This window comes from Brevibacterium sp. R8603A2, from assembly GCF_023072605.1.
Lineage (GTDB): Bacteria > Actinomycetota > Actinomycetes > Actinomycetales > Brevibacteriaceae > Brevibacterium > Brevibacterium pityocampae.
On record NZ_JALLGN010000004.1, the window covers coordinates 210,781 to 221,250 of the forward strand.

12 protein-coding genes are annotated in these 10,470 nt (G+C 72.6%); 1 reads left to right on the forward strand and 11 read right to left on the reverse strand.

What is annotated here, in order from left to right:
- Nucleotides 1-4 precede the first annotated feature (4 nt).
- From carA to pyrR, 5 genes are read right to left on the reverse strand one after another with little or no spacing between them, the layout of a single operon-like run.
- A complete protein-coding gene (gene carA / locus MTQ12_RS05685; protein ID WP_247424910.1) occupies nt 5-1,159 on the reverse strand; it encodes a glutamine-hydrolyzing carbamoyl-phosphate synthase small subunit in 1,155 nt (384 codons plus the stop codon).
- Nucleotides 1,156-1,653: an ABC transporter permease gene (locus tag MTQ12_RS05690; RefSeq protein ID WP_247424912.1), complete on the reverse strand. Its 498-nt coding sequence runs from the start codon at nt 1,651-1,653 to the stop codon at nt 1,156-1,158. Before MTQ12_RS05690 ends, carA begins: the two co-directional genes overlap by 4 nt.
- A complete protein-coding gene (locus tag MTQ12_RS05695; protein ID WP_247424914.1) occupies nt 1,641-2,948 on the reverse strand; it encodes a dihydroorotase in 1,308 nt (435 codons plus the stop codon). The genes MTQ12_RS05690 and MTQ12_RS05695 overlap by 13 nt, the downstream gene beginning before the upstream one ends.
- Nucleotides 2,945-3,925: an aspartate carbamoyltransferase catalytic subunit gene (locus MTQ12_RS05700; RefSeq protein WP_247424916.1), complete on the reverse strand. Its 981-nt coding sequence runs from the start codon at nt 3,923-3,925 to the stop codon at nt 2,945-2,947. Before MTQ12_RS05700 ends, MTQ12_RS05695 begins: the two co-directional genes overlap by 4 nt.
- Nucleotides 3,925-4,476, reverse strand: a complete 552-nt coding sequence (gene pyrR, locus MTQ12_RS05705; protein ID WP_137319819.1) for a bifunctional pyr operon transcriptional regulator/uracil phosphoribosyltransferase PyrR — start codon at nt 4,474-4,476, stop codon at nt 3,925-3,927. The genes MTQ12_RS05700 and pyrR overlap by 1 nt, the downstream gene beginning before the upstream one ends.
- A gap of 155 nt (nt 4,477-4,631) precedes the next feature.
- Here pyrR and MTQ12_RS05710 point away from each other — a divergent pair, with 155 nt between their 5' ends.
- On the forward strand, nt 4,632-5,639 hold the full coding sequence (locus MTQ12_RS05710; RefSeq protein WP_247424918.1) for an alpha/beta hydrolase: 1,008 nt from the start codon (nt 4,632-4,634) through the stop codon (nt 5,637-5,639).
- Here MTQ12_RS05710 and nusB read toward each other — a convergent pair.
- From nusB to MTQ12_RS15155, 6 genes are all read right to left on the reverse strand, one after another.
- On the reverse strand, nt 5,620-6,027 hold the full coding sequence (gene nusB / locus MTQ12_RS05715; protein ID WP_137319821.1) for a transcription antitermination factor NusB: 408 nt from the start codon (nt 6,025-6,027) through the stop codon (nt 5,620-5,622). The genes MTQ12_RS05710 and nusB overlap by 20 nt on opposite strands.
- A complete protein-coding gene (gene efp / locus MTQ12_RS05720) occupies nt 6,024-6,587 on the reverse strand; it encodes an elongation factor P (protein WP_137319822.1) in 564 nt (187 codons plus the stop codon). The genes nusB and efp overlap by 4 nt, the downstream gene beginning before the upstream one ends.
- 117 nt (nt 6,588-6,704) lie before the next feature.
- Nucleotides 6,705-7,811 carry a 3-dehydroquinate synthase gene (aroB, locus tag MTQ12_RS05725; RefSeq protein ID WP_247424921.1) on the reverse strand — a complete coding sequence of 369 codons (1,107 nt, stop codon included), beginning with the start codon at nt 7,809-7,811 and terminating at the stop codon, nt 6,705-6,707.
- Entirely contained in the window at nt 7,808-8,497 is a 690-nt protein-coding gene (locus MTQ12_RS05730) for a shikimate kinase (RefSeq protein WP_247424924.1), read from the reverse strand. Before MTQ12_RS05730 ends, aroB begins: the two co-directional genes overlap by 4 nt.
- The gene (aroC, locus tag MTQ12_RS05735) at nt 8,494-9,687 is read right to left on the reverse strand and encodes a chorismate synthase (RefSeq protein WP_247424927.1); all 1,194 of its coding nucleotides are present in this window, start codon (nt 9,685-9,687) and stop codon (nt 8,494-8,496) included. Before aroC ends, MTQ12_RS05730 begins: the two co-directional genes overlap by 4 nt.
- A gap of 10 nt (nt 9,688-9,697) precedes the next feature.
- The gene (locus MTQ12_RS15155; protein WP_247424930.1) at nt 9,698-10,468 is read right to left on the reverse strand and encodes a prepilin peptidase; all 771 of its coding nucleotides are present in this window, start codon (nt 10,466-10,468) and stop codon (nt 9,698-9,700) included.
- Nucleotides 10,469-10,470: the final 2 nt, after the last annotated feature.

The window sequence follows — 10,470 nt, forward strand, 5'->3', positions numbered from 1 at the left end:
CTCCTTAGAGCGCGGCTGCGCGGGACTTGGTCATGAGGTCGACGAAGCGGTCGAACAGGCCGCGGGAGTCGTGGGGGCCGGCGGCGGACTCCGGGTGGAACTGCACCGAGAACGCCGGGGCGTCGAGGCAGCGCAGGCCCTCGACGACGTCGTCGTTGAGGCACACGTGGCTGACCTCGACCCGGCCGAAGGCGGCGTCCGCCGGAGCGTCGACGGGGCCGTCGAGCGGAGCGTCGACGGCGAAGCCGTGGTTCTGGGCGGTGATCTCCACCCGGCCGGAGGCGCGGTCGAGGACCGGCTGGTTCATGCCGCGGTGGCCGAACTTGAGCTTGTAGGTGTCGAAGCCGAGCGCGCGGCCGAGCAGCTGGTTGCCGAAGCAGATCCCGAACACCGGGACGCGCTCGGCGAGCAGCCGGCGCAGCACCGCGACCTGGTGGTCGGCGGTCGCCGGGTCCCCGGGCCCGTTGGAGAAGAACACGCCGTCGGCGCCGAGCTCCGCGATCCGCTCGTACGGGGTGGTCGCGGGCACGACGTGCACCTCGATGCCGCGGGCGGCGAGCTGCGCAGGGGTCTCGGACTTGATGCCGAGGTCGTAGGCGACGACGGTGAACCGCTTCTCCCCCTCCGCCGGGACGACGAGCTCGTCGTCGCGGGACACCTCGGAGGCGAGCTCGGAGCCGCTCATGCGAGGGGCGTCGGTCACGGCGGCGAGCAGCTCGGACACCGGGCGGGAGGCGGCCTCCCCGGAGAAGATGCCCATCCGCATCGCGCCGCGCTCGCGCAGGTGGAGAGTGAGCGCACGGGTGTCGACGCCGGAGATGCCGACGATCCCGAGCCGGGCCAGCCGCGCCTCGAGGTCCTCGGTGGCACGCCAGTTCGAGGAGATCCGCGAGGCATCGCGCACGACGTACCCGGCGACCCAGCAGCGCAGCGACTCGTCGTCGGCATCGTTGACGCCGGTGTTGCCGATGTGCGGTGCCGTCTGCACGACGATCTGCCGGTGGTAGGACGGGTCCGTGAGCGTCTCCTGGTACCCGGTCATGCCGGTGACGAACACCGCCTCGCCGATCGTCTCACCCTCCGCGCCGTAGGCCCGGCCGGTCAGGGTGCGGCCGTCCTCGAGCACGAGGACGGCGGGTGTGGTGGACAGCAGGTTCACGAATTCTCCCCGATGAGCTGGCGGATGTGGTCGATGGTGGGGGTGCGGTCGGCGGCGGTGCGGGTGCGGAACCCGGTGTCCACCGGTGTGTCGCCGAGGCGCCAGGTGATGACGATGAGCCCGTCCTTCTCGACGAACTTCCCGATCATCCCGCTCGCGGTGGTGATGCCGGTGATCGCGGCGGCGGGGATGAGGAGGTCGTCCACGCCGTCGCGGTCGATGATGACCCCGTCGTCGGCCACGGACAGGAACGCCGAGGTGCGCAGGCCGAGGTCGTGGGCGGCGACCCGTTCGAGCGGCTGCTCGGACAGGGTGGTCGCGACGTACATCCCGGCGACCGGTTCGGTGCGCACCGGCATCCCCTCGACCGGTCGCGGCGGGGCGGGGAACTGTGCCGACTGGAAGCGCTGCCGGGAGCGCCAGCCCCACCACACGAGGGCGAACAGGACGATGACGACGGCGACGACGATGAGGGCGGGGATCAGGCGATCCATGTTCCACCTCGTGCGATCGGGTGCGGGTCGGCGAGCGCGGAGCCGGCCACGACTCGGTGCCCGTAGAGGAAGGTGTCGACGATCCGGGTCGAGACGGTGAAGCCGGTGAACGGGTTGTTGCGGCCCATCGTGGCGTGCTCGGCGGGGTCGATGCGGACCTCCGCCTCCGGGTCGACGAGCACGAGGTTCGCCCCGCGCCCGGTCTCGATCCGGCCCTGTTCGGGCAGTCCGGAGATCTCCGCCGGGCGGGTGCTCATCACGCGGGCCACGTCGGCGAAGTCGAAGTCGAAGTCGCGCATCGCCTCGACGACGATCGCGAGCGCGGTCTCCATCCCCACCATGCCCATCGCGGCCGCCGTCCACTCGCAGCACTTGTGCTCGGAGGTGTGGGGGGCGTGGTCGGTGCCGACGACGTCGATGGTGCCGTCGGCGAGCCCGGCCCGCACGGCGTCGACGTCGGCCTGCGTGCGCAGCGGCGGGTTGACCTTGTAGAGCGGGTCGTAGGTGCGCACGAGCTCGTCGGTGAGCATGAGGTGGTGCGGGGTGACCTCGGCGGTGACGCGCACGCCGCGGGACTTGGCCCAGCGCACGAGCTCGACGCTGCCGGCGGTCGACAGGTGGCACACGTGGAGGCGGGAGCCGACGTGCTCGGCCAGCAGGATGTCGCGGGCGATGATCGCCTCCTCGGCGACGGCCGGCCAGCCGGGCAGCCCGAGCTCGGCGGACACCGTGCCCTCATTCATCTGCGCGCCCTCGGTGAGCCGGGGCTCCTGCGAGTGCTGGGCGATGATCCCGTCGAAGGTCTTGACGTACTCGAGCGCCCGGCGCATGAGCAGCGGGTCGGCGACGCACAGGCCGTCGTCGGAGAAGATCCGCACCCCGGCCGCGCTGCGGGCCATCGCTCCGAGCTCGGCGAGCTGGGTGCCCTGCTGGCCGGTGGTGACGGCGCCGATCGGCACGACCTCCGTCCAGCCGGCCTCGCGGCCGAGGTTCCACACCTGTTCGACGACGCCGGCGGTGTCGGCGACCGGAGCGGTGTTCGCCATCGCGTGGACGGCGGTGTAGCCGCCGCGGGCCGCGGACTGCGAGCCGGTGAGCACGGTCTCGGCGTCCTCCCGGCCGGGCTCGCGCAGATGGGTGTGGAGGTCGACGAGGCCGGGCAGCGCGACGAGGCCGCGGGCGTCGATGACGACGTCGGGGTCGCTGAGCGCGTCGACGAAGCGGCCGCCGGAGATCGCGAGGTCGCGCGGGCGGACGCCGAGCACCGACGCCCCCTGGATGAGATACGAGGTCACGGTCGTCCTTCCGAATCGGTGCCGATGAGGAGTCTGTAGAGGGCCGCCATGCGCACGGCGACGCCGTTCTCGACCTGGTCGAGGATGACGGCGCGCGGGGAGTCCGCGGCGGCGGCGCTGATCTCGAACCCCCGGTTCATCGGTCCCGGGTGCATGATCGCGGTGTGCTCGGGCAGGGCGCGCCAGCGCTGCTCGGTGAGCCCCCACAGGCGCGTGTACTCCCGCGGGTTGGGGAAGAAGGACTGGTGCATCCGCTCGAGCTGGACACGGAGCATCATCACCGCGTCGAAGCTGTGGGCGGCGAGCGCCTCGTCGAGGTCGTAGAACACCTCGGCCGGCCACGCGTCGACGCCCCACGGCATGAGGGTGGGCGGGCCGACGAGCACGACGCGGGCGCCGAGCGCGGTGAGCAGGTGGACGTTCGAGCGGGCGACGCGGGAGTGGAGGACGTCGCCGACGATCGCGACGGTGGCCCCGGACAGGTCGCGTCCGCGGGCGCCCTCGGCGGGCCCGGAGGCCGGGGCCCCGGCGAGCACGCGGCGCAGGGTGAAGGCGTCGAGGAGCGCCTGGGTGGGGTGCTCGTGGGTGCCGTCGCCCGCATTGAGGATCGGCACGTCGATCCAGCCGGAGGTCGCCATCCGCTGCGGGGTGCCGGAGCCGCCGTGGCGCACGACGACGGCATCGGCGCCCATCGCCGACAGCGTCTGGATGGTGTCCTGCAGGCTCTCGCCCTTCGACACGCTCGAACCCTTGGCGGAGAAGTTGATGACGTCGGCGGACAGGCGCTTGGCGGCGGCCTCGAAGGACAGCCGGGTGCGGGTCGAGTCCTCGAAGAAGAGGTTGACGACGGTGCGGCCGCGCAGCACGGGGATCTTCTTGACCTCGCGCTCGGCGACCTGCGTCATCTCCTCGGCGACGTCGAGGAGGTCGACGGCGTCGTCGTGGGCGAGGTCGGCGGTGGACAGCAGGTGGCGCATCACTCCTCCTCTGCCGAGGAGATGGTGACCGCGTCCTCGCCGTCGATCTCCGCCACGCTCACCGACACGCGCTCGTCGACGGCGGTCGGGAGGTTCTTGCCGACGTGGTCGGCACGGATCGGGAGGCTCCGGTGGCCGCGATCGACGAGGACCGCGAGCCGCACCGCGGACGGACGACCGAGGTCGGCGAGCGCGTCGAGCGCCGCCCGGATGGTGCGCCCGGAGAACAGCACGTCGTCGACGAGGACGACGGTGCGGCCGTCGACCCCGGCGGCCGGGATGCGGGTGGGGGCGGGCGAGCGGAGACGGCGCGTGCGCAGATCGTCGCGGTACATCGTGATGTCGAGGCTGCCGGTGATCGCGGCGGCGTCGGTGCCGGGTTCGATCGCGGCGATCTTCTCCGCCAGCCGGACGGCGAGCGGGACGCCGCGGGACGGGATGCCGAGGACGACGAGGTCGTCAGCACCCTTGTTGCTCTCGAGGACCTCGTGGGCGATGCGCGATATCGCCCGCGAGATCTCCGCTGCGTCGAGGACGGTGCGGTTCTTCACAGGTTCCCCTTCTCCGCCTCACGGGACGGTGGTTAAAGGAGCGGTACGGTCCTCGTACCAGCATACTCGCTCGCCCCCGCCGGACGCGCGCGGACCCGGTGCGACGCAGGTCACGTGACGTAGGCTGGGCAGATCCGACGGCGAAGGAGCTCACGATGGACGCACCCGGGATCAGCACCGGCAGGCACACGACGCAGCGGCACTCGAGCGCGTACCTCGCCGCCGGCGACCCGGACGACCCGGTGCTCCTGCTCGTCCACGGCTGGCCCGAGCACGCCCGCAGCTGGGCCGGCGTGATGGAGCCGCTCGCCGCGGCCGGCTACCGGGTGATCGCCCCGGACATGCGCGGCTACGGGGCCTCGACGGTGCACCCGGATCCGAGCGACTACTCGATCGAGGAGGGGGTCGCGGACATGATCGAGCTCCTCGATCACCTGGGCGCGGCACCGGGGACGGCCACCGTCGTCGGCCACGACTACGGGGCACCGGTGGCGTGGAACCTCGCCACCCACCATCCGGACCGGCTCGCCGGTGTGGTCGGGGTGTGCGTGCCGCACACGCCGCCGGGCACCTCGCTCGCCGATCACGTCGACCGCCGCCTCTACCCGGTCGAGGACTACCCGCTGGGCCAGTGGGACTACCTCGTGGCCCACGCCCGGATGCCCGAGCGGCTCGCCGCGGAGTTCGACGCGGACGTCCCCGGGCTGCTCGCCTCGATCATGCGCGCGGGCAGCCCGCGGGCACTCGAGCGGCCGGCGCCGAATGCGAGCGTGCGCGCCCGCGGCGGCTGGTTCCCCGACGGACCGCCGCGCCACGACCCGGACCCGCGGGTGCTCGACGACGCGGCCTTCTCGGCCCTCGTCGCCGATCTCGAGCGCACGGGCTTCGCCGCGGCGAACTCCTGGTACCGCAACAACCGGGAGAACGACGCCTATGCTGCCCGCGCAGTGACCGGCGGGCGGATCACCGTGCCGGCGCTGTTCGTCCACGCGCGCTGGGACGCGGTGTGCGCCACGCTCACGACGACGGCGGCCGATCCCATGCGCGCGGCGTGCGACGACCTCACCGAGGAGATCGTCGACGCCGGGCACTGGGTGGCGCAGGAGCAGCCGGAGGCGCTCGTCGCCGCGCTGCGCGGCTGGCTCAGTCGAGGGTCGGCTTGACCGAGCGGATCCGGTCGAGCACGCCGTTGATGAACTTCGGCGACTCGTCGGTGGAGAACTTCCGGGCGAGGTCGACGACCTCGGAGATCGCCACGGGGTCGTCGACCTCGTCGTTGAACAGCATCTCCCACACCGCGATCCGCAGCAGCGCCCGGTCGACGGCAGGCATCCGCTCAAGCGACCAGCCGCGCGCATAGGTCTGCACGAGCTCGTCGATCTGCTCCCGGTGCGCCACCACGCCGTCGACGATCTCGACGGCGTAGGGCTTCATCGGGTACTCGGGGTCGCCGGAGCGCAGGCGCACCACCTCGGCCTCGGGCAGCGCACGCTGCTCGGCCTCGAAGAGCAGCTCGAGGGCACGCCGCCGGGCGCGCGTGCGGGCGCTCACTCCTTGACGCGACCGAGGTAGTCGCCGGACCGGGTGTCGACCTTGACCTTGACGCCCTCCTCGAGGAACAGCGGCACCTGGATCTCGTAGCCGGTCTCGAGCGTCGCGGGCTTCGAGCCGCCGGTCGAGCGGTCGCCCTGGAGCCCGGGCTCGGTGTGGGTGATGGTGAGCTCGACGCTCGCGGGCAGCTCGACGTAGAGCGGGGTGCCCTCGTGGAAGGCGATCTGCAGCTTCTGGTTCTCGAGCATGAAGTTCGCGGCGTCGCCGACGAGCTCGGGACCGATCGACACCTGGTCGTAGTCCTTGGCGTCCATGAACACGTAGTCCGTGCCGTCGTGGTAGAGGTACTCCATGTCGCGGCGGTCGACGGTCGCGGTCTCCACCTTGGTGCCGGCGTTGAAGGTCTTGTCGATGATCTTGCCGCTGAGCACGTTCTTCATCTTCGTCCGCACGAACGCGGGGCCCTTGCCCGGCTTGACGTGCTGGAACTCGAGCACCTGCCACAGCTGGCTGTCGATGGACAGCACCATGCCGTTCTTGAGGTCGTTGGTCGTTGCCACGTGGTTTCCTTCACCGTTGGGAGTGTGCGAGCGCCGGTCCGACGCACCGGGGACAGATTCTAGCAAGCCGGGCCGCCGGCGTGCGCCGGATCCCGGCCGCGCGCCCGCGCCCGTGCCTCACAGCAGGGTGCGGGTCGGGGCCTCGACGCCGATCTCCTGGTAGGCGGTGTGGAGGAGACTCGTGTCGGGTCCTTCGAGGACCGTGGGACGGCCGATCGCCTCGAGCACGATGAACCGCATGAGCGAGCCGCGGGCCTTCTTGTCCCGCCGCATCGCGTCGAGCAGCTGCGGCCACTTGTCGCCGCGGTAGCCCACCGGCAGCCCGAGGTGCTCGAGCACGGAGCGGTGCCGGTCGACGACGGCCTCAGGGAGGTTCTTCGTCAGCGCGGAGAGTTCGGCGGCGAACATCATGCCCGCGGCGACGGCCGCACCGTGACGCCACTGGTAGCGCTCGGTGAGCTCGATCGCGTGGCCGAGGGTGTGCCCGTAGTTGAGGATCTCGCGGCGCCCGGACTCACCGAAGTCCTCGCTCACCACCTCGGCCTTGACGCGGATCGAGCGCTCGACGATCTCCCGCAGCACCGGGGAGGAGTGGTCGGCCAGCGCCTCCCGCGCGGTGCCCTCGATGAGTTCGAGGATCCGCTCGTCGGCGATGAATCCGCATTTGACGGCTTCCGCGAGGCCGGTGAACAGCTCGTTGTCCGGCAGCGTGGCGAGCGTGTCGGTGTCGACGAGGACGCCGGCCGGGGCATGGAAGGCGCCGACGAGGTTCTTGCCCTCGGCGGTGTTGATCCCGGTCTTGCCGCCGATCGCGGCATCGACCATGCCGAGCACCGTGGTGGGGATGGTGACGAAGCGGATGCCGCGCAGCCAGGTCGCGGCGACGAAGCCGGCGAGATCGGTGACCGCTCCCCCGCCCACGCCGACGATCGCATCGGAGCGGGTGAAGTCGCTGCGCCCGAGGATCTGCCAGCAGAATGCGGCGACCTGGACGTGCTTGGCCTCCTCGGCGTCGGGGATCTCCGCGGACACCGCCTCGTAGCCGGCGGCGGCGAGGTCCTCGCGCACGGCCTCACCGGTGGTGCGCAGCGCGCGCGGGTGGACGACGAGCACTTTCGCGGCGCGCGGGCCGATGAGCTCGGGGAGGTGCCCGAGCAGGCCGGAGCCCACGAGCACCGGGTAGTCCCCTCCGGCGCTCACGTCGATGCGGGTGGTGGGGGTCATGGTCTCCTGCTTTCGTTCGGTGGGGGCGCGGGCCCGTCCCCGGCACAGGGCGGGGGGTCCGCTTCGGGGTGGGCGGCGGCGAACCGGGCGTACTCCTCGGCGCGCTCGAGCCCGGTGAGGAGGTCGACGATCCGGTTGACGACGGTCGACGGGGGGCCGCTCGTCGCCGACACGGTGAGCGTCGCGACGCCGCGGTAGAGCGGGGCGCGCTCGGCGAGCAGGGCCTCCCAGCGTCGCACGGGATCCTCGTCGCCGGCGAGCAGCGGACGCTGGGAGCCGTGGAGGCGGGCGGCTGCGGTCGCGGTGTCGATCTCGATGCTCACCACCCGGATGGCCGGGTGGAGGAGCTGGGCGCGGGTGCCGGGGTTGAGGATCGCCCCGCCGCCGAGCGACACCACCCCGGGGCGGTCGAGGAGGCGGCGCAGGCAGCGTCGGACGACTTCGCGCTCGATCTCCCGGAAGCGCGCCTCGCCGCGTTCGGCGAAGATCTCCGGGATCGGCCCGTGGCGGGAGGTGATCTCCGCGTCGGTGTCCGTCATCGGCAGCCCGAGGCGGTCGCCGAGCAGCCGCCCGATCGTCGACTTCCCCGCCGCCGGGGGTCCGACGAGCGCGATCCGGGACTCCGCGGCCGGGACCGGGCGCAGGGGCGGGACCGGTCGCGGCAGCGGCTGCTCGGAGGCGGTCATCGGCCGGAGCGCAGCGCCGCCGGGATCGCCTCGAGGTAGGTCTGGAGATTGCGCCGCGTCTCCGCCACGGAGTCGCCGCCGAACTTCTCGATCGCGGCCTCGGCGACGACGAGCGCGACCATCGCCTCGGCGACGACCCCGGCGGCCGGGACCGCGCACACGTCGGAGCGCTGGTGGTGGGCCTTGGCGGGCTCCCCGGTGCTCACGTCGATCGTCGCGAGCGCGCGCGGGACGGTGGCGATGGGCTTCATCGCCGCGCGCACGCGCAGCGGCTCACCGGTGGACATCCCGCCCTCGGTGCCGCCGGCCCGGTTCGTCGCCCGGGTCACCGCGGCGTCGGTGCGGACGATCTCGTCGTGGGCCGCGGAGCCCCGGCGGGCCGCGGTCCGGAAGCCGTCGCCGACCTCGACGCCCTTGATCGCCTGGATGCCCATGAGCGCGGCGGCGAGCCGGCCGTCGAGCCGACGGTCCCAGTGGACGTGGGAGCCGAGGCCCGGCGGCACGTTCTCGACGAGGACCTCGACGACGCCGCCGAGGGTGTCCCCGGACTTCTTCGCGTCGTCGACCTCGGCGACCATCCGGGCCGACAGCTCCGGGTCGAAGCAGCGCAGCGGGTCGGCGTCGAGCGCGGAGACGTCGGCGGCCGTGGGCAGCGGCTCCTCGCCGGTGCCGGTGACCGGGCCGATCGCGACGGTGTGGGACACGAGCCCGATGCCGAGCTCGCGGAGGAAGTTCGCGGCGACGGCGCCGAGCGCGACCCGCATCGCGGTCTCCCGGGCGGAGGCGCGCTCGAGGATCGGCCGCGCCTCGTCCCAGTCGTACTTCTGCATCCCGACGAGGTCGGCGTGGCCGGGCCGCGGGCGGGTGAGCGGGGCGTTGCGCGCCTGCTCGGCGAGCACCTCCGGCGGTACCGGGTCCGCGCTCATCACCGTCTCCCACTTGGGCCATTCGGTGTTGCCGACCTCGATCGCGATGGGCGAGCCGAGCGACTGACCGTGGCGCACGCCGCCGAGCAGCCGCACCTCGTCGGCCTCGAACTTCATCCGGGCGCCGCGGCCGTAGCCGAGCCGGCGGCGCGCGAGAGCGGCGGCGATGTCGTCACGGGTGACGGGGACGTGGGAGGGCAGGCCCTCGAGGATGCCGACGAGGGCCTCGCCGTGGGACTCGCCTGCAGTAAGCCATCTCAACATTCTCCCAAGTCTACAAAAGCAGCGGGCCGAGGATCACGGCCGTCCACGTGCCGATCAGCATGTGCGGCCCGAAGGCGATCGCGTCGCCCCACCGCTTCCGGCGGGTGCCGGTGAGCCACAGCACGTGGACGAGTGCGGAGAGGTTCATCACGAGGAGCGCGACGAGCGGGCCGCCCGGGCTCAGCGCTCCGGGCAGCATGCCGACGACGACGGCGAGCTTGACGTCGCCGCCGCCCATCCCCGTCCGCCGCATCCGCAGGGCCAGCACGGCCAGGAGGAGGAAGAAGAGGAGGACCACGAGCCCGCTGATGAGGCCCTCGACCGCGGGGGTCGCCGCGCCGGCCCAGGTGCCCGGCAGCCCGGTCGGCTCGCGGGTGACGCCGATGACGATGGAGACGAGGTAGAGGAGCAGGGAGGCGAAGGTGATCGGCAGGACGATCCGGTTGGGCAGGCGACGGATCGAGGAGTCGATCCAGAACAGCCAGCCGGTCGCGCCCGCGAACAGGCCGAGGGCGAGCAGGATCGGGGCGTCGGCGACGGTGCGGGACAGGTAGGCCGGTGCGATGAAGGCCGCGAGCCAGGCGATGACGGCGCCGCTCGAGGTGAGGACGGCGGTGACGAGTCCGCTCGGCGTGGAGTCCCGGTCCACCCCGCGGAGCAGCCGCAGGCCGGCCTCGTCGTCGATGAGGCGGGCGAAGCGCAGTCGGATCCAGGTGCTCACCGCGAGCGCGGTGAGGACGGTGAGGCTCAGGCTGGCGACGAGTGAGAGCGGCTCGGGCACGC

What these genes read in the sequence shown, in the direction of transcription:
- MTQ12_RS05690 (WP_247424912.1), bottom strand. Translation starts at nt 1,653, where the DNA reads ATGGATCGCCTGATCCCCGCCCTCATCGTCGTCGCCGTCGTCATCGTC.
- MTQ12_RS05700 (WP_247424916.1), bottom strand. Translation starts at nt 3,925, where the DNA reads ATGCGCCACCTGCTGTCCACCGCCGACCTCGCCCACGACGACGCCGTC.
- MTQ12_RS05710 (WP_247424918.1), top strand. Translation starts at nt 4,632, where the DNA reads ATGGACGCACCCGGGATCAGCACCGGCAGGCACACGACGCAGCGGCAC.
- aroB (WP_247424921.1), bottom strand. Translation starts at nt 7,811, where the DNA reads ATGACCCCCACCACCCGCATCGACGTGAGCGCCGGAGGGGACTACCCG.
- MTQ12_RS05730 (WP_247424924.1), bottom strand. Translation starts at nt 8,497, where the DNA reads ATGACCGCCTCCGAGCAGCCGCTGCCGCGACCGGTCCCGCCCCTGCGC.
- aroC (WP_247424927.1), bottom strand. Translation starts at nt 9,687, where the DNA reads ATGTTGAGATGGCTTACTGCAGGCGAGTCCCACGGCGAGGCCCTCGTC.